This is a genomic window from Streptomyces lydicus (assembly GCF_004125265.1).
GTDB classification, from domain to species: Bacteria; Actinomycetota; Actinomycetes; order Streptomycetales; family Streptomycetaceae; genus Streptomyces; species Streptomyces lydicus_C.
Map to the genome: position 1 here is coordinate 427,479 of NZ_RDTE01000001.1, position 17,597 is coordinate 445,075.

Here is a 17,597-nt window from a genome sequence, read left to right on the forward strand (position 1 = left end):
ATCAATCCCTTTCCTCTTCACTGGTGGTGAGCTCCTCGCGGCCTCGGAGACTTCCGGCCCTCCAGGCCGCGACCACTTCGTGCCGGCCCGGCTGAACCGACGTCACAGCATCCGGGCCGGGCGAAGGCCGGGGGGAGCGCGTACTGCGCACCCGTTGAGGCAGCCCGCTCGCCGTACTGGCAGCAGCGACCACCGGCTCCGGGGCCGGCTGCGCCCCAGGCACGGGCTCCTGGCATGCTGCAGGCAGGGGCTCCGTGCTGGGCGGGGTGGTCAGGAGCTTTTGTGGCAGCGCGATGAGGACACGGGTGCCGCCGTAGACACTGGGGACCGCAATGTCGACGCGGAAGCCGTAGTGGGCGGCGAGGATCGCAGCCACCCGCAGCCCGGTCTGCGGGTAGGCCCCCAGGCCGGTGATGTCCTCACGGTGAACGCTGGACATCACCTTGCGGGCCCACTCCAGCCTCTCACTGTTCATTTGGACCCCGGCGTCGTCGACCGTCACGAAGAGCTCGCTGTGGCCATGGGCCAGCGAGACGTGCACGTCAGCCGCCGGCGGGGAGTACCTCAAGGCGTTGTCCAACACGACTGCCAGGGTGAGAATGACGGCTTCCACCGCCCGGCCCTCCACCGCGAAGGCATCCATCTTGAGATGCTGCACCCGCTGATAGCCGTCGACGCGGCCCATGGCAGCGCGGACCACATCCGTGAGCGTGGTGGCCGGATGACGCTTCGAGAGCCTGTCACCGGCCACCACGGCATAGCCGGAAGCCGTCGTCACCATCTGCTGAACCAGGTGGTCGATCTCCTCCAACGTCTCGTACGCCTCATCCGAAACGTGTCGCCGAACCCCCTCACTGATCCGCTTGCTGAGCTTCGACGCCCGCTGCACGGTGCTGGAGGCGAACGCACGCACCGCGGCCCGAGCAACGTTCTCCGCCTCCTGCCGGACCCGAGCGACCTCCTGCGCGGCGTCACGCTGCACCTGCTCCAGTTGCTCCTGGGCTGCGCCCTGAGCGACGTCCAAGGTCAGCATGAGAGAGGACCGGCACTGCCCGGCGAGCAGATCGAGACGGTGGGCAAGCTGGGTGTTCATCAGCGGCGACGGCACCGCAAGAGCAGCCTGGTGGGCCCCTCCGCCAACGATCTGCGACGAGGCAGTCGTGAGCTCACGCGTCATCAGTTCGACGAGCTGCTCGGCCGCGCGGATCTGCTGCGCCAGCTCTTCTTTGCCCGCCTTCTGCCGGTCCGCGGTGGCCAGGTGGTGACACGAGCGGTTGTAGTAGTGCACGGCTACGGTGATGGCGACGGCCAGCAGCGCGGTGAGAATCAGGATCAGCGCGAGCATCAGGCGACCGCCAGGACCGTGGCGGTAACCGGGGCGTCTGCAACCGCCGGCTCCGCGGCGAGCCGCTTCAGGAGCAAGGCGGACTGAATCAATCCCATGTGGCTGAAGGCCTGTGGGTAGTTGCCGAGTTGCCGCCCGGCCACGGGGTCGTACTCCTCTGCCAGGAGCCCGAGGTCGTTGCGCACTTCCAGGAGCCGGTCGAACAGCTCGTGGGCCTCGTCGAGGCGGCCGATGAGCGCGAGCGCGTCCACCAGCCAGAACGAGCACAGGACGAAGGTGCCCTCGTCCCCGGCCAGGCCGTCCACCCCGGTGCGGTCGCCGGCGGTGAGGTAGCGGCGCACGAAGCCGTCAGCGGTGGCCAGTTCACGGCGGACCGCCTCCACGGTCCCCACGACCCGCGGGTCGTGGGGAGGAAGGAAGCCGACCCGGGGGATCACCAGCAGCGACGCGTCCAGCTCGGGCGAGCCGTAGGACTGAGTGAAGGTGTTGCGTTCCTTGTCGAAGCCCTTCTCGCAGACATCCCGGTGGATCTCCTCGCGCAGTTCCTTGAGAGCCGGAAGGTCGGCGTCGAGCGCGCCGGCCTCGGCGAGCCGGATCGTGCGGTCGACCGCCACCCAGGCCATCACCTTGGAGTGCACGAAGTGCCGTCGGGGACCGCGAATCTCCCAGATCCCCTCATCGGGCTCCTGCCAGCGGTCGGCGAGCTGTTCCACGAGGCGCCGGTGCAGGTTCGCTGTATCGCTGCACGGCGCGAGACCGGCCTCGTGTGCGAGGTAGAGGGTCTCGATCACCTCGCCGTACACGTCGAGCTGCAGCTGATCGGCGGCACCGTTGCCCACCCGGACCGGTGCCGAGTTCTCGTAGCCCGGAAGCCAGGGCAGCTCCCGCTCGGGCAGATCGCGTTCTCCGGTGATCCCATACATGATCTGCAGGTTCTCCGGATCGCCGGCCACCGTCAGCAGCAGCCACCGCCGCCAGTCCTTGGCCTCCCGCCAGTGCCCGGTCCCCAGCAGGGCGGCCAGGGTCGTGGAGGAGTCCCGGAGCCAGGCGTAGCGGTAGTCCCAGTTCCGTGTGCCGCCGGGCTCCTCGGGCAGTGAGGTGGTCGGAGCCGCCACAATGGCGCCGCTCGCCTTGTAGATCAGGGCCTTGCAGGTGAGCACAGACCGGATCACTGCCTCACGGTGCTGCTGGCACACGGCGTAGGTCCCCTCCGCTGCCCAGCCCTGCCAGAAGGAGAGCGTTTTGGCGAAGGCGGCCTCGGGGTCGGGGACTTCCGGCGGCGCGGCGTGAGAGGAGGCGTAGGTGAGCGCGAAGGTGGCGCGTTCACCTGCGGCAACGGTGAAGCGGCTCACGATGCCGCCGTCCTCCCTGGTGTGCTGAACAGGGAGGTCGCACCACAAGGCGTCCGGGCCGGCCGCTGCGACCGTACGCCCGTCCTGCTGGTGGATCCACGGGCTGACCCTCCCGTAGTCCAGGCGCGGGCGCAGGGTCGAGATCATCGGCACTTCGCCGCTGACGCCGTCGACGATGCGGATCACCTGGGGTGCACCGACGCGGTCGCACGGCGGCATCAGGTCCGTGACCCGGACACTGCCCGACGTCGTGTGCCACTCGGACTGGAGGACGAGCGACTCACCGTGATACCGGCGCTGGGCCGTCACGTTGCCGGCGATGTCGGGGTTCGGGGCTATCCGCCAGGTGCCGTGGCTGTCGTTCCCCAGCAGGGCGCTGAAGGCGCTGGGGGAGTCGAAGCGGGGCGTCGGCAACCAGTTGAGGCCGCCGTCATCGCACACGAGAGCGGCCGTCTGCATGTCGGAGAGGAGGCCGTACTGTTCGATGCGTGGAGGGCGGAAGGTCATGTCTTTCTCCGTGGATGCTCTGAGAGGCGGGCGAGGGGGCGTGGTGTCGGCAACGGTGTCCGCCACGGTCAGGGGGCGGGGCGAACGGCGCTGCAGGTTGTCATCTCGGCTCTGCAGCAATGCAGTTCAAGGTCGGCCAGAGGCGGCCCGGCGCCGGTGCGACGGCGAGAAGGCGAGCCGCGAAGGAAGCAAGCGAGGAGCGGGGGAGGGGCGGAGCGTCAAGGCGAGCCTCACAGCCCCACACGTCGTGACCAGGCGTCGGGTCGGGAGAGCTCTTGCACCGTCGGTACGCAGCTGCGGTCCCGCCAGATCTTGTTGAAGCGCTGAACGTCACCCGCGGCCGCGACAGCCGCCTCCACGAACTGGACTCCCGCCGCGTGAAGCTCTTGCCGGTCGTGAGCCGGAGTCCCTCTGGTGTTCTCCGCCTGCGGGGCGTGCTCGGAGGGGCGCGGGGTCTCCTGGCCGCCGAAGAGGATCTGGGTGACCCGGCGCTCGGCCCACTCAGCGTGGCCCTCCAACAGGTGACGGATCGCCTTGCCCTCGACCACGAGGTCCCGCGACAGCGGAGAGACCGGTGCCACAGCCCCGCGGCTGGCCGTGTCCTGGCCCTGGTGGACGCTCTCGTGGATCAGAACCCTGTACAGGGCCCGCGGGTTGTTTCGAAGAGCAGCCCGGTGCAGGGCGCCGGGGGCGATCAGGGTCTGCGGCGTACCGTCCTCGGCCGTCACGGTGGCGGCGGGATACGTGGCCCTCTTTCGTGCGTAGTCCTCGGCGTAGTCGGCCCGGATCCGGTCATGCTCGACCAGTTGCTCGGGGGACAGCCTCGGCCGCATGGTCGCGGCCTGCAGACGTGCTTGGTCTACGTACGCCAGCATCTCCGCGCGCCAAGCCCGGGGCGACAGGATGCGGAAGCACAGGTGCGGTAGGTCCAGCCCCGTGACCTGCTCGATGACCGGAGCGGCGCGGACCAGCAACTGCTCGGTCTCGCGAGCCAACCGACGATGGCGCAGGGTGCCGTTGCACACCTGGACCGACGTGCCGCCATTGTCAGCGAGCCGGCCGGAACCGCAACCGGGTGACCGAGGGAGGTGCCGCAGTGCGGCGCGTAGGGATCGGGCCATCGTCGTGTCTTTCGTCGCGGTCGGTACTGAAGGGGTCCGGCGGTGGTGCATGGGCGGGCCCCAGCGCGCCTACCGAACTGGAGCCCGCCCGACGCTGTCGCCGGCCTGGTGGGCCTGGGCGACAGCGCTTCCTCCCGCCCGGGCGGGAGGAAGCCCACTGGTCACCGGGGTGTCGGCTCCAGTGGGGGTGCTGCCCTTCACGGGGATCGAGGCAGCGGGAGATGGTCTTCGCCTGACAGAGCAGGCCCGGCCAGGCCATGAGGGTTACGGGAGTTGGCGCGCCGCTCACAGAGGTCACCGGCCTTGGCCTTGGAGTCCTCTGCCGCGTCCGTGCGACCTTCAGCCGCTATGAGGCCGTAGCGGGACACTGAGGGTGCCCCCACCATCCCCGGCAGGCAGATAGAGCCCCGCCGGAGGTCCGCCACCGGGTTCAGCACTCCCGGCCTGTACCGCGATCGTCTGCTGGGGGACGGTCTGGTCGGGTGATCGCCCCGGTGGCGTTCCGTTGCTGCGGGTGCGGGCCGTCGCGAGGAACGCGCCTTGCTGGCGGAGGAGTTCGCGCACGGCATCAAATTCACCCGAGCGCGCCGCGACCATTCCGGGGCAGTAGGTGACCACTCCGCGCACCGTGCGGTCCGAGAGGAGCGACAGCACATCGAGCCACCCCTGACGTCCCGCCAGGGGAGCCGTGCGGTCGACGTCCGTCACGGTCGCCACGGCATCCCATTCCCGGGTCGTGGCGTACTGGGAGCAGGAGTCGGCGAGGAGTTCGGCCGCGTCGGGGTCGCCGGTCGCGATGTACAGGGCGACCGATACCCGGCCGGGCGTATGGGCCGACGGAGTGCGGTGAGCCTTCGTCATGCCTCTACTTTCACGGCGCGACGAGGTGAGGTGAAGACGCGATCGTAGTAGTTCGCGAAGTTGGCGGGCAGCCGACTCCTACGCCCCGTAGTAGTCCGCGATCCCGAAGGCGAGGAAGCGCTATGGAGCGTAGGAGTCGGGCGGCTACCGCAGACCGATGGGAACCCCGGCGGCTTCCGCCAGCTTCCTGACCTTGGTCACGGACACGTCCGTCAGGCGCTCGACGATCACGCCGGGAAGGGCCTGGTGCCGTACCCACCGGGGAGCCATTTCGCACACCTCAGAGAGCTCGGCCGCGGCCGGCTCCCATTCCTTGGTCTCCGTACGGATTAGTGCCACATCAAGTTTCCAGCGTGCGTGCGTCGACAGGGGAAGGGCGTGGGCATCCAAGTGGGCGCTGTTGATGAGGCGTACCGCCTTGCCGGTCTCGCCGAGCGCGATGGCTACCGACAGGGCCTGGGTGGTGGCGTATACGGGCCCGTAGGGCTGCCCGTGGCCGCCGCGGGCGTGCTCGCGTCCGAGTCGCGCGGCAACGGCATGCGCTTGGCTCAGGTACTCGCGTGCCGCGTCCGGCGAGGCGCCGCCCCGGGAGGCGGCGACGGCTGCGTTCATGACCAGCTGCCCATAGACGCTGAGCTGGTCGGGCTCAGTGTCAGACATGCGCGGCTCGACCTGCGCTGCCGCCATGGATGCCAGACGCACAGCCTTCGCCGTGTGCCCGTCGCGCAGACACACCCAGGAGTGAGCGGCCATCAGGTGCGCAGCTCGAAGCACATCCCCGGCGCCAACGGCAACTTGATGGCCGTAGGTGATCGCGGAGTACCCCAGGTCACGGGCCCCCAAGAGGTTCGCGGCCATGCCCGCGGTCAGGTAGGCATCGGCCAGCACCCCGGCCGCCTTCTCCTTTTCAGCGCCGTCGGCATGGTCGTACGTGGCACGAGCCTGCGGCAGCAGAAGACCGAGAACGGCACCGAGGTCGGTGTACCCGCCAGTCCAGAACGCCGCATCGGCGCGGCGGGCGGCGGCGCGCAGCTCCGGGACGGCACCAGGCTCGACGTCAGCGATCCCCAGGGCAGAATCATGGACAGCGGCGGACATGTCCCGCAGGGCAGCTCGCTCGTCCCGCTCCATCGCCCGGCGCGGAGCCTGCTGGCCCAGGATCACCGAGATGTCCGTACTGAGCCCGGAGGCCAGCCGAAGCAACGATGCGACCCCCAAATTGCCGTTTTGCTCCCCCTTCCGGACAGTAGCTACTGACAGCCCCGAGCTATCTGCTAGCTGCTCCTGCGTCATGTCGCCGCGCAGCAACTTGATCCGCGTCCCGGTGCTGTGCGCCGCCCATTGCGTCATGCCAGTCCCTCCCGTGTAAGTGGCCTGTTCGCACAGTACGCCCGGGTGACCGGTCTTGAAACGAGCTCGTACGCAACAGAGTTGGGCGAACGGGAGCGAGCAGTCCTCAGGCCCGGCAGTCGGCTCGAATGCCAAGGAGGGACTCAAGGCTGGCCACGGTGCTGTCTTCGTCGGTGGCGTGCACGGTATGGATGCCGAGCTCGGCCGCCGGCGGCAGATTCCCGAGGTGATCATCCACGAACACGCACTGGGGACCGGACAAGCCCAGACGGTCAAGGGTGGTCTGGTAAATCACCGAATCAGGCTTGGCGATCCCCTCGATTTCGCTGATGACGGTCACGTCGAACAGCTCCATCACGCCGATGTGGGCGTATGGGTCGTATGGGTCCAGGCCGAAGGAATTCGACAGCATCGCCAGCTTCATCCCGGCGGACCGGGCAGCCTTGGCGAAGGCGATCATCCCGGCCGCAGGACGAACATCAGACCAGACGCGGCCCATGAGGTTCTCCCCGTCGTTCAGGCCGAGGAGGACAGCGATGCGCGTGTTGAAGTCGGCTTGGTCCATCGCCCCGACTTCGAGGGCTCTATAGTGCTGGCGGGCCTCAGGGTGGGTGTTGAGCGTCGTACGCCACGCGTCCGCTGCCAGCCCCTGCGAGGCACACCACCGCTCGTGAGCCGGGTAGACGACTTCTGTGAGCACTCCGGCGAAGTCGAGAATCAGCCCTCGAATGGGACAATGCTCGGTGTCGGCTACAGGAACAGTTTCAGGCATGCTGAGGATGTCCTTTCGTGGGTGGCCTCACGATGGACGGTACGGCACCGAGCTAGACGCGCGGCACAATAAGCGACGACCCGATTGCACCAGGAAGCATCGTTGGCGCGTTGCCGGCCAGACCGGGGTGTCGGCCAGCGGCCTCCGAGGCGAGGCGGACAGGTTCAGCGGCGGGGTCGCGTGCGAGCTGGTCACCGCCGCCACCCCACACAGCAGCGGACTACTACCGCGGGCTGACCGAGTCATGAAATCCTCACGATAGCGAGGGCAGATTGGACCCGGGAAATTCTCTTTCGAGTCCTTCCCTCCACGTTCCGGCGACTGGCTGTGACGTCAGGAGGCGCTCTCAGCCTCAGCGTCCAGCACCTCGTACCTGAGGTTCTGATACTGGATCGCTGCCCCCTCGCCGAGAGGGATCCCCCACCCCTTCTCCGCCTCGTAGCCAGCCGCAGTGAGCTGGGCACTCAGGTGCCCGGCGGCGATGTACGGGCTGTCGAAGCCCCGAGACGTCATCGCGCTTGTCTCCAGGTCGGTGAACTGAGCTTTGTAGCGATTGCTACTGTTTGGCATAGTTCCTCGATCGTCCGGTCGCTCTATGTTGGCCAGTGGGTGGAGTCGTTTCGCCGGGACCAGTATGGCCGTTTCGTTGGTCACTGCCATGAAGATGGCCAGGTGAAGAAGCCCTTTGCCCCTTGCGAATAGCCTCAGGGAGGCCAGGATCTATCCGTCCTGTTCCTTGGCGATTCCGCTCGTGAGGAGCGCGGTGTCGGCGGCGCGCACTCGGCGCTCCTCACGGTCCCGACGAACCCACTGAATCATCGCATGCGCGAACCCGAGGGCTGTGCCTGCGTAGGCGAGGACCATCGCGTTTCCGAAGGCCGCATCCATGACCTCGGGGGTCATGTGTTGCGGCCCGGCATGCATCGCGGCCGCCACCATCCAGACAGTGGTGGCGGCACAGCTGGGGATGCTCCACAACAGGGCTACCGTCATCGGACGGCGCAGTGGCATTGCGGTAGCCAGCCCCAGCCCCTGCCGCATGGCCCGCATCTGGGACTCGCTGCGGCGCGCGGCGGCCGACCGAGCCACCGCTGCGGCAAGGGCCGCTGCCGTGAGCAGCAGAGCCAGGACGGCAAGGAACAGTGGGTCGACGGGCAACGGCAGGGTGATGGTGGCGACGACCGCGAACGCCGTTACGAACAATGTGGTGGAGAGCACCTCCCATCTCGGTGCCCACGGCTGATCGGCACCGAGACGCCAGATTCCAAGGCACCGCACTGCGGCCCACGCGACTACGAGCCAGCACACCCCGCACACCGCGAACATCTCTCATCCCCTTTCGTCGGCCGCTTCGAGCGCGGCCCGCGCCCCGGCCTCGGTCGTGTGCATCGTGAGCACGCTGGGCATGTCCATTCCGCCCGGCCAGCTTCTTACCTCCATGTTCCGGTTACTGCTCGCCAGTGTGCAGCCCACGAGCGAGGGCCTCCCGGGCGGCGATCTCCCGCTGCCCCTTGCGGTGGGCCCGCTCGGCGGGCGCGATCACGGCCAGAAGCGCTACGGCGAGTACCACGAGGACCCCGGTGCTGAACTCCAGTTGAGATACTGCCTCCGGACGCGGAGACAGGGACAGGCCGATGCGCAGGCCAGCCAGGAAAGCGGCGGCGGCCAGGCTCAGCAGCCCGGGGATGACAAGCGCAAGGTGATCGCGCAGCAACTTCATTTTCTACCCCTTTGCTCCGGTGATAGCTGTCGGAGAATCAGAAAGGAAAGAGACAACGGCCGAAAAGAATCGACCTTTCGATGGTGACACGGATCTGCCTTGGCCGGTCGCGATGCGAACGAAGCGCGATGGTCGTTCGGCGGGCAAAGCCCCATGCCCCGGGGCTGCCAGCCACGTCGCACGGGCGCGAGCGCACCGCCGACGAGAACGGGCTACGGGTGAGCGAACGCTGTTGGAAGCTGCAGCCGGAGGAAGGGGCCACGACCGCGATGGATCCGGCCCGCGCCGCCGGCACGAGCCAGTACCTGTCGGCCAGGCTGCAAGCGCCCACCGCGGAGTGCTGGTCGCCGCGTCGACGAACTCGCCTTCGGCCCCGGTGCCCACAGACTCGTCCCCCTTCCAGGGGCGGTCAGCGCTTCGCAAGACGCCCCCCGAACCTGACGGGCGGGCGCCACGGGCCGCTCGCCGCTCACCTGAACTCGGGAAGCGCGGGCACGACCTGGTCCGCAGGTATCCGCAGATCGCCTATCTGCGTCATCACATACCTGCTGGCATAGCGGCATCCGGACCATCCGAAGGAGTGGTATCGGGAGCGACGAAAGATCCCAAGCCCTGGACGGTATAGATCAGCTGCTCGTCGATGAGCTGCTGGAGCCCGTGCCGTGCCGTCGCCATCGCCACGCTGTGGGAGGCCACCAGCTCCCGTACGGAGGGCAGTCGGCTGCCCACAGGCCGAGTGCCCGACCGGATCTGCTCACGCAGCTCGTCTGCGATGCGCTGGTAGGGGTGAACCTGCCCGCCGTCCACGGCGGCCGGCGGACCGGGGTGCTCCTCCACGCTTCGCTGCCCGCACGGTTGTTGCAGCGACGGAGAAACCCGACGCGAGGAACGAGAAGTGCGCCCCAGAGCGGCGGCCACCTCGGCGACATGAGCACGCTTGTACGCGGTCTTCGCTCCAGAAGCCGACAGGCCACCCGCCTCGGCCAGAACCGTGAGTTCATACGGGCGCGGGCGCACGAACTCCCGCCCAAAGGCCAGGAGCAACCGCAGCTCCTGGTCCGCCTGACGGCGACGCATGCACGCTTCCGAGATCGCCACCAGCAAGGGATCTTCATCAGCCCCTTCCCACATGTCCCACAGCCTGTCCGCAGTGGATTCCCGGGTCTCCAGGACGCTGTCGAGAGCGGCATCAACACCGTTGCCGAGCGCTGCGGAGGCAGGAGCGGGGACCAACAGCAGGGCGATGGCCTCGCACAGATCAGAAATCATCATGGGCCGCACTGTTCACGGAAGAACCCGAAGATCGCGGTGTCGGGCGACTTTCTCCCGCGTCCCGAGAGGAATGACCGGAGAGGGTACGTTCCGTCCCGCCAAGCGGTCGGGTGCGGTGGCACGCCGGGGCCTCGGGCGCAGTACGTTGCTCGTGCAGGGGCTGGCTGACTTGCTGCAGCAGGCCGACGCGCACGTCTCGCCGTCCCTTGAGCCTCGGCCGAACGGATCGACCGAGGCGAAGGGTTGAACATTCTCTGATGCTTCGTTGCCGGGGCAACCGTCCGTCACGACGGGACCATCCAAGCCCCTGCAAGCCGCCCCGGCGCGAGCATCCTCTCAGTTCCGCACCCGACGGTGGGTCAAAACCCGGAACTGTCGCGCAAGGAACTCTGCGCCGACCCATCCGGACCCGCGGCGCCCGTCGCCTTCCCGCTCATACGACCACGGCGAGGTGCTGCAACCGGAGTGCTACATCGGCGGCACCTGGCCTGACAAACACCAGCGCTTGGCCGCACTGCAGCAGTTGCGGGTGTGGGAGGCGTGGCTATGCGCATCTGGGTACGAGCCCGTCGACCCTGCGGCAGGCCCTGCGTCGTGAGCGCCTGAGGAAAAGCACGCCCGAGGACGTCGATGGCGGAGTGCACACGGCCTGGGCGGAGCCCGGGTGGGCCACAACCTTGACGTCGACGTGCCCGACCACTCGAGGGGTGCGACCCACCTGCATGACCCACGTATCGCCCGCACCTGGTGGGACGGCCGTCCCGGGCACGGACCGGGACGGGGCCACAAGGGATAGGCGCAGCCCGCTACCACCAATTTTTAGACGGTGCCTCGGTCCCAAGGCACTGGTCCTGGACCGGCTTGCCAGCCGATGCCACAGGCTGGAGCCGCCCAGGAGCTGGCCACTCGGAACTTCGGGCCGGCGGGAGCCGCTGCACGAACCGCGACAGGCGAGCACTCGCGACGGGCTGGACAGGCGACACTCCCAGACCGCTTCCCCGAAGAAATGCCGGGCCCCGAACGTGTGCACTCCCGCCGACCGGCGGGCATTGTCACCTAACAACCCATAGAGGAACAGGAGTTACCTCATGTCCCAAGCCCTGACCATCGGTCTGCGCGCCAACACAATCACTGACCCGCGGTATTCGCTCGACGCCGTTCGCCAGCTCGCCGAGCACCCCGAGTACGCGGTGCATGTCCTCACCCCCCGCACCCAGCTCAACGACGTCCTCGGCCTCCTTGCCGCTCACGGCATCCCCGCCGAAGCCAATTCGGACCCCGACCGGCAGTTCTGGAATGAGACCGGAGCGGTGCTGGTGACCGACACCGTGGTCCAGGGAGACATTCGCATCGGGCGCGGCATCGCGCTCTATGAGGGGGACTGGCAGCACACGCTCCAGCAGGTCGCCGCTTACGCCGACGGCAAGCCTCGTCAGGTGCTCTCCCGTTATGACGGGGTCATCCACGACCGGCAGGGCTGGCAGGGCGGGAAACTCCAGGAGGCCGTTGCCGGTGCTCCCGAGGCTCTGCGGTCCCTTCTCGATGCGGGGCACATGGTGCACATCTCCACCCAGCGGGCCGTCAAGCAGCTCCCCGAGATCGCCCAGTGGTTGACCGACCGCGACGTCCCGGCCGTGGCGGCCAGTGACGTGGACGCCTGGGAGCGCACCGGGACCGTTCTTGTCACCAGCGGGGTCCTGCCGACCGACGCGGAGATCGAAAACCGTGCGGTCAACTTGATCGGCGGCGACTGGGAGCCCGTGATGGCAGAGGTCGCGCGCCGTTACAAGGCCCGGCGCACCGACGCCCAGTAGACCGCCTGGGGCGCCTGGCCTCGTGCGGGGCGTGGGAGCATGGAGCGCTGGCTCGGTGTGTGCGCCTCGACAACGCTCTCACCGGGCCAGCTTTTTCTTGACCCAAATCACGACAGCTGTCGTGATTTGACGGTGGTGTGCCCTAGCCTGAAGGGGTCGAGGCGCCATCGCTCTCAGGGCGATGCACCACCCCAAATGGGAGAGCCATGTCTGTTCGTATCTCCGCCGTCGGCGCCGCCGGCGTGCCCCCTGCTCCTGACCGGTGGGCCCCAGCAGCGACCGCCCCTACCGTCGTGCAGGAGGGTGCCCGGTGAGCACCACGACCCTCGCCGCCCGCACCGCCGCCCCCGCCGTCGGTGCCGCGAGCCGCACCGTGCTGTGCGTGCCACCACAGCCCGAAGGCGCGATCAAATCGTGGCGGCGCCTGATCGCCGACATCGACCCGAAGGCCCAGGGCGCATTCGCGCTGCGCGGTGCCTTTCTCGAGCCCGGCGTGGCCTACAGCCTTCCCCTGGGAGCGGTGGTGATGGTGGTCGACTACTTCGATGACCGGTGGGAGATCCAGATGACCACCGCGGCCGTCGGTGTGCTGGAGCCGGCCAAAACCTGGACACAGAAGTCACGCCTGGGCAAGCGCATCGTCGACTATGTCGGCCGCCGCCTGCCTGCCGGGGCACTCGGGCACCGAGCAACACGCGTGGAAGCCCGACCCAACCTCTACGCGGGCCGGTGCAGCTCGTGCCGCCAGGAGGTCGCAGCCGGCGCCGGACAGCTCGTGGCGATCGCAGACCGCACGGCAGTGGCCCACCACCCGGGGACCTGCCCCCCACCGCCGCCCCCGCCGGAGGTGATCGAACCCAACCGCTACAGCGAGGCGTGCCTGCTGTGCGGGTGCTGGGTACAGGCGGGGGAGGGCGTGGCGCTGCTGCGGGACGCCTCCTCTGCAACCGGCCAGGGCCGCTACCGGGCCGCGCACAAGGGCGGCTGCCCGCCCGACGCCCCTCCCGGCCCGCCCAACCAGGTCGGCGGCTGGTGCACCGACTGCGGTGAGCTGGTGCACCCCGAGAAGGGATTCTGGCTGCACGACCGGCTCCACCACCAGGGCGTCTGCCCGCCTCAGACCGCGGTCGGCCCGACGTGGGTGGTGCGCTCGTCCCGGGGCGGGGAGCCCCTGGCCTGCGGGCAGGTACGCAGGGTGCGCGTGGACCTGCGCAAGGGCGACGCTCCCCACATCGACCCGTCCGTACCCGGGTACCGGGTGCTGGCGGAGACCTACATCGAGCTGACCGGCGTGGTGCTGGAGACCGTGACGGGGCGCCGCGGCCGCCTGCGTGCCCGCGTCCGTCCCGCCACCCCCGCCGAGGCCGCCGACCTGCTGGCCGACGAAGTAGCCCATCAAGCCGACGCCCGCCCGGACGGCGGTGGCGTCAAAGCCCGCTTCACCGCCACGAAGATCTACGACCGGCCCTGGCTGGCCGAGATCACCGGACGCGAGGTCGACTACGAATACCGGCGTGAGTTCCAACGCCCACAGATCGACTACACCCACTCCAACCGCGCCGGCACCCGCGGCGCCAAGTACGGGTGGATCCTGCGCCCCAACGCCGTCTACGAAACGAAGTACCCGGTCAGCAAGCGCGAGAGCGTACGCGAGTTCCTCCGCGTGACCGGCGAGGGCGACATCGTGGAGATCAGCAAGGAGGAGGTCGAGGCGTGGCTCAACGCAGCTCCGACGTGGCACGACCACTGAGCCAGACCAAACGCGGCCTGGGCATCGATGTCCTGACCGCGGCCCAGCGCCGCATCCGCCGCCTCTTCACCGACTTCCCCGTCGTCTACGTCAGCTTCAGCGGCGGGAAGGACAGCGGTGTGCTGCTGGAACTCGCCGCGAACGAGGCCCGCGCCCGCGGCCGCCGCCTCGGCGTGCTGATCGTGGACCTTGAGGCCCAGTACCAGTACACGATCGACTACCTCCACACCATGCTGGAGCGTCACCGCGACGTCTTGGACGTGTACTGGGTCGCGCTGCCGCTGAACCTCCGCAACGCCGTCTCCCAGTACGAGCCGCAGTGGACGTGCTGGGAGCCCGGTCTGGAAGATCGCTGGGTCCGCCCCCTGCCCACGGGCGACGGCGTGATCAGCGACGAGAAGTACTTCCCGTTCTTCCACCGCGGTATGGAGTTCGAGGAGTTCGTGCCGGAGTTCGGCAAGTGGCTGTCACAACAGCACGGCGGCAAGCTGACGGCCTGCCTGGTGGGCATCCGCTCCGACGAGTCGATCAACCGCTACCGGACGATCGCCACCCGTCGAAAGCGCCGCTACGAGGACCTGGCCTGGACCACCTGGATCGGCGACAGTGTCTTCAACGGCTATCCCCTCTACGACTGGCGCACCGAGGACATCTGGCGCTACTACGGCAAGACGCGCACCCCGTACAACCTGGTCTATGACCTGATGCACCGCGCGGGGATGTCCATCCACCAGGCGCGTCTGTGCCAGCCCTACGGAGACGACCAACGCCAAGGCCTGTGGCTCTACCACGTCATCGAACCACAGACCTGGTCCCGCGTCGTCGCCCGCGTCCAGGGCGCCAACTTCGGCGCCCGTTATGCCCGGGAGACCGGCAACATCCTGGGCCGGGTGAAGATCACCTGCCCGGACGGCATGACCTGGGAGCAGTATGCCCAGTTCCTCCTGGCAACCATGCCCCCGCCCACCGCCAAACACTACCGGATCAAGTTCAGCATCTTCCTCGACTGGTACAACACCCGCGGCTATCCCGACGGCCTGATCCCAGACGACGGGCCCATGGACAAGCAGCACCCCTCATGGAAGCGGATCTGCAAAGTCATGCTGACCAACGACTACTGGTGCAAGGGCTTGTCCTTCGCCGCGCCGGCCAGCAGCGAGGCATACAAGACGTACCTCAAGAAAATGGACATCCAGCGCAGAGAGTTGGCATACCGTGGCACGATCTGACCAGACGCCGGTCTTCGAGACCGTCACCAACGCCCAGGCGGCGCGCTTCTACCGGCTCCTCGGACCGCTCCTGGCCCGCCGGGAAGTACACAAATCGCTTGGGGGCGTGCCCTGGGACGACGACGGCAAGACCTGGATCGTCGCCCTCGACGGCAAGGAGGTGACCGGATTCATCGGCGTCACCAAGGCCGGCTCCGTCGAATCGCTCTACACCCGCCCCGGCCGAAGCGGCCTGCGCGCCCAGCTGGTCGCCGCCGCCGTCGACACGGCCGGGGACCGCGCCCTGCACGCCACCGTCTCGCACTCCCGCACCCCTGCCTACACGGCCGCCGGCTTCAAGGTGGACTCGCAGACCGTGAACTTCGCCAAGGTCCACCGCCCCGCAAACGGAGCGAAGGCATGAACGACCAGCAGATCAGTTTCGACTTCGACGACGCGCCCGGCGCCCAAACGACCTCCAACGCCGACGACGCGGCCCAACTCCTTGAGCAGGCCCGCGCCCTGTTCGCCCAGCTCGACGACCTGGACGACGACACCCGCATCGACACCATCAACGCCCTGCGCCTGTCCCTCCACGAGCACTCCCCGCTCAAGGGCCAGCCCATCGACTGCGTGGTATGGGTGCCAGCCGACCAGGTCGCCGGAAACTCCTACAACCCCAACGTCGTCGCACCCCCTGAGATGGACTTGCTCGCGCTGTCCATCAGCGCCGACGGCTACACCCAGCCCGTCGTCGCCTGGCCCACCGACCGGGGCTACGAAGTCGTCGACGGCTACCACCGCCACCGTGTCGGCAAGGAGAACCGCGACGTCCAGCAGGCCGTCCGCGGCCGGCTGCCCGTGACCATCATCAACGCCGCCCGCACCGAAACAGCCGACCGGATGGCCAGCACCATCCGCCACAACCGCGCCCGCGGCAAGCACACCATCCAGGGCCAGAGCGAGATCGTCATCGAACTCGCCCGGCTGCGAAAGTCCGACGAGTGGATCGGCGAGCACCTGGGCATGTCGCCCGACGAAGTCACCAAACTCCGGCAGATCACCGGCATCACCGAACAGCTCGTCAACACCGACTACAACGAAGCCTGGGAAGTCGACACCGGGGCCGGAATCCCCGAGCTCTCACCCACCACCGACCCGGATCCCACCCCGTGACCCCCGCCGTCGATGCCGCGGACATGCCCGATCACCCCCTGCGAATCGCCCGCATCGCCCGCGCCCTGGGAATCGACCGCCGCACCCTGTGGAGCGCCCTGAAAAACGACCCGAAGGCCCCCGACCCCGACGACGCCGACAACAGCGGCCCTATGTACTGCTACCGGCCGGTCGCCGAATGGTGGCCAGACCGTCGCAGGCGAGGCCACCGGTCCGCCCCCCAGCCCGCCCCCGCACCCAACGACTAACGCCTCCGGGAGTCCCTGTGCTGCTCGCACCTCACCCTCTGCAACGGTCCGGCGCCTGGGCCGCCGCCCTCATGGCCGACCGCACCCACCCCCACCACGTCACCACCGCAGACCTGGACAGCCTCGCTGAACGGATCGCCGCCGACTGCGACCGCTCCGGCCACCTGAGCAAGGACGAGCCTGGCTGGGCCTGGCTGGTGCGCCTGGCCGGCATGTATCCGCAGTCCCCGCCCGTCCACCCCTCGCGCTCCAAGAGCACCCGACCCATCGGACCCCGCGTCCGCGATTTCCTCGGACCCGACCCCGACCCGTCCCAAGTCCAGGCGTCCGGCCAGGAGGTGTGGCCGTGCTTCCTATGTGGAGCCGCGGGCGCCAGCATCCGCTGGGGCAAGGACCGCTTCCCCCTGTCCGACTCCACCAGCCACCTCAACAACTCCGTGGTCTACGGCGGCGGCTACCCCCTCTGCCGCGGATGCCGCGTCGCCCTATGGGCCCTGCCCTACGGCACCGCCGCAGCCGGCCACGAAAACCAGACCGTCACCGGCTTCGACGACACCCTTGAGGCCGCCGTCACCGCTGCCCACCTCAAGACCAGTCTGCAAGCCCTTGACGAGCGATGGACCACCTGGCGCCACGCCCCGGCCGCCCACGACCTGCTCTGGCAAACACTCGCCGCCCTGCCCGACCCCCAGGTCTCCGTCAACATTCTCCGGTGGACCCACGGCAACCGCGAATCCACCCTCGAAATGCTCGACCTGACCCCTGCGGCAACCGCCCACCTCGCCCGCCTCCACCACACCGCCGACCTCGCCGAACTCCACCGCGCGGCCCGCACCGCCCGAGCCCACCCCCTCAACCTCGTCGCCGCCCCCGAACGCCTGGCACACGCCCTGGCATCCGCACCCCACTGGGCGACCCCCGCCCTGCAGCAGCTGGACCCGGACGATAGAACGCCCGCCGAGGCGGCCGAGGAGACGGGGAGCGCGGGCCACCGATGACCGAGCAACAACCGAGACGCTTCCCTGCGCCAGCAGCAGACCGGCCACGGAACTGCGCTGTGAAACAGGCGCGTTGAGGGAGCTGGGACGAACCACCGGCCGC

The 17,597-nt window shown here is 68.6% G+C and carries 17 protein-coding genes; 7 read left to right on the forward strand and 10 right to left on the reverse strand.

The window, feature by feature from the left end; all coding sequences use genetic code 11:
• Nucleotide 1: 1 nt before the first annotated feature.
• The 10 genes from D9V36_RS01820 to D9V36_RS01865 form a co-directional block, all read right to left on the reverse strand.
• Complete coding sequence (locus D9V36_RS01820) at nucleotides 2–1,345, reverse strand: ATP-binding protein (protein ID WP_129292142.1); 1,344 nt, start codon at nucleotides 1,343–1,345, stop codon at nucleotides 2–4.
• Nucleotides 1,345–3,204 carry a glycoside hydrolase family 15 protein gene (locus D9V36_RS01825; protein ID WP_129292143.1) on the reverse strand — a complete coding sequence of 620 codons (1,860 nt, stop codon included), beginning with the start codon at nucleotides 3,202–3,204 and terminating at the stop codon, nucleotides 1,345–1,347. Before D9V36_RS01825 ends, D9V36_RS01820 begins: the two co-directional genes overlap by 1 nt.
• 230 nt (nucleotides 3,205–3,434) lie before the next feature.
• Nucleotides 3,435–4,199: a hypothetical protein gene (locus D9V36_RS01830; protein ID WP_129292144.1), complete on the reverse strand. Its 765-nt coding sequence runs from the start codon at nucleotides 4,197–4,199 to the stop codon at nucleotides 3,435–3,437.
• A gap of 465 nt (nucleotides 4,200–4,664) precedes the next feature.
• Nucleotides 4,665–5,186 carry a hypothetical protein gene (locus D9V36_RS01835; RefSeq protein ID WP_129292145.1) on the reverse strand — a complete coding sequence of 174 codons (522 nt, stop codon included), beginning with the start codon at nucleotides 5,184–5,186 and terminating at the stop codon, nucleotides 4,665–4,667.
• A gap of 144 nt (nucleotides 5,187–5,330) precedes the next feature.
• A complete protein-coding gene (locus tag D9V36_RS01840; protein ID WP_129292146.1) occupies nucleotides 5,331–6,536 on the reverse strand; it encodes a helix-turn-helix domain-containing protein in 1,206 nt (401 codons plus the stop codon).
• Nucleotides 6,537–6,642: 106 nt separating this feature from the next.
• Nucleotides 6,643–7,308 carry an HAD-IA family hydrolase gene (locus D9V36_RS01845; RefSeq protein ID WP_129292147.1) on the reverse strand — a complete coding sequence of 222 codons (666 nt, stop codon included), beginning with the start codon at nucleotides 7,306–7,308 and terminating at the stop codon, nucleotides 6,643–6,645.
• A gap of 333 nt (nucleotides 7,309–7,641) precedes the next feature.
• Nucleotides 7,642–7,962 (reverse strand): hypothetical protein, encoded by a 321-nt coding sequence (locus D9V36_RS01850; RefSeq protein WP_129292148.1) that lies wholly within the window; start codon nucleotides 7,960–7,962, stop codon nucleotides 7,642–7,644.
• A gap of 66 nt (nucleotides 7,963–8,028) precedes the next feature.
• A complete protein-coding gene (locus D9V36_RS01855) occupies nucleotides 8,029–8,526 on the reverse strand; it encodes a hypothetical protein (RefSeq protein ID WP_129292149.1) in 498 nt (165 codons plus the stop codon).
• A 229-nt stretch (nucleotides 8,527–8,755) separates the two neighbouring features.
• Nucleotides 8,756–9,028, reverse strand: a complete 273-nt coding sequence (locus D9V36_RS01860; RefSeq protein ID WP_129292150.1) for a hypothetical protein — start codon at nucleotides 9,026–9,028, stop codon at nucleotides 8,756–8,758.
• Nucleotides 9,029–9,565: 537 nt separating this feature from the next.
• The gene (locus D9V36_RS01865) at nucleotides 9,566–10,300 is read right to left on the reverse strand and encodes a GntR family transcriptional regulator (protein ID WP_129292151.1); all 735 of its coding nucleotides are present in this window, start codon (nucleotides 10,298–10,300) and stop codon (nucleotides 9,566–9,568) included.
• Between the two features lie 1,088 nt (nucleotides 10,301–11,388).
• Between D9V36_RS01865 and D9V36_RS01870 the strand changes: the two genes are divergently transcribed.
• From D9V36_RS01870 to D9V36_RS01900, 7 genes are all read left to right on the forward strand, one after another.
• Nucleotides 11,389–12,114: a hypothetical protein gene (locus tag D9V36_RS01870; protein WP_129292152.1), complete on the forward strand. Its 726-nt coding sequence runs from the start codon at nucleotides 11,389–11,391 to the stop codon at nucleotides 12,112–12,114.
• A gap of 310 nt (nucleotides 12,115–12,424) precedes the next feature.
• Nucleotides 12,425–13,864, forward strand: a complete 1,440-nt coding sequence (locus tag D9V36_RS01875) for a hypothetical protein (protein WP_129292153.1) — start codon at nucleotides 12,425–12,427, stop codon at nucleotides 13,862–13,864.
• Entirely contained in the window at nucleotides 13,828–15,093 is a 1,266-nt protein-coding gene (locus tag D9V36_RS01880; protein WP_206739576.1) for a phosphoadenosine phosphosulfate reductase, read from the forward strand. The genes D9V36_RS01875 and D9V36_RS01880 overlap by 37 nt, the downstream gene beginning before the upstream one ends.
• A complete protein-coding gene (locus tag D9V36_RS01885; protein WP_129292154.1) occupies nucleotides 15,080–15,496 on the forward strand; it encodes a hypothetical protein in 417 nt (138 codons plus the stop codon). Before D9V36_RS01880 ends, D9V36_RS01885 begins: the two co-directional genes overlap by 14 nt.
• Complete coding sequence (locus tag D9V36_RS01890) at nucleotides 15,493–16,248, forward strand: IbrB-like domain-containing protein (protein WP_129292155.1); 756 nt, start codon at nucleotides 15,493–15,495, stop codon at nucleotides 16,246–16,248. Before D9V36_RS01885 ends, D9V36_RS01890 begins: the two co-directional genes overlap by 4 nt.
• 23 nt (nucleotides 16,249–16,271) lie before the next feature.
• A complete protein-coding gene (locus D9V36_RS01895; RefSeq protein ID WP_129292156.1) occupies nucleotides 16,272–16,496 on the forward strand; it encodes a hypothetical protein in 225 nt (74 codons plus the stop codon).
• Nucleotides 16,497–16,513: 17 nt separating this feature from the next.
• Entirely contained in the window at nucleotides 16,514–17,494 is a 981-nt protein-coding gene (locus D9V36_RS01900; protein WP_129292157.1) for a hypothetical protein, read from the forward strand.
• Nucleotides 17,495–17,597 lie beyond the last annotated feature (103 nt).

Excerpts from the sequence above, each read along its gene's own strand:
- D9V36_RS01820 (WP_129292142.1), bottom strand. The coding sequence starts at position 1,345 with ATGCTCGCGCTGATCCTGATTCTCACCGCGCTGCTGGCCGTCGCCATC.
- D9V36_RS01825 (WP_129292143.1), bottom strand. The coding sequence starts at position 3,204 with ATGACCTTCCGCCCTCCACGCATCGAACAGTACGGCCTCCTCTCCGAC.
- D9V36_RS01840 (WP_129292146.1), bottom strand. The coding sequence starts at position 6,536 with ATGACGCAATGGGCGGCGCACAGCACCGGGACGCGGATCAAGTTGCTG.
- D9V36_RS01870 (WP_129292152.1), top strand. The coding sequence starts at position 11,389 with ATGTCCCAAGCCCTGACCATCGGTCTGCGCGCCAACACAATCACTGAC.
- D9V36_RS01895 (WP_129292156.1), top strand. The coding sequence starts at position 16,272 with ATGCCCGATCACCCCCTGCGAATCGCCCGCATCGCCCGCGCCCTGGGA.
- D9V36_RS01865 (WP_129292151.1), bottom strand. The coding sequence starts at position 10,300 with ATGATGATTTCTGATCTGTGCGAGGCCATCGCCCTGCTGTTGGTCCCC.
- D9V36_RS01835 (WP_129292145.1), bottom strand. The coding sequence starts at position 5,186 with ATGACGAAGGCTCACCGCACTCCGTCGGCCCATACGCCCGGCCGGGTA.
- D9V36_RS01845 (WP_129292147.1), bottom strand. The coding sequence starts at position 7,308 with ATGCCTGAAACTGTTCCTGTAGCCGACACCGAGCATTGTCCCATTCGA.
- D9V36_RS01890 (WP_129292155.1), top strand. The coding sequence starts at position 15,493 with ATGAACGACCAGCAGATCAGTTTCGACTTCGACGACGCGCCCGGCGCC.
- D9V36_RS01860 (WP_129292150.1), bottom strand. The coding sequence starts at position 9,028 with ATGAAGTTGCTGCGCGATCACCTTGCGCTTGTCATCCCCGGGCTGCTG.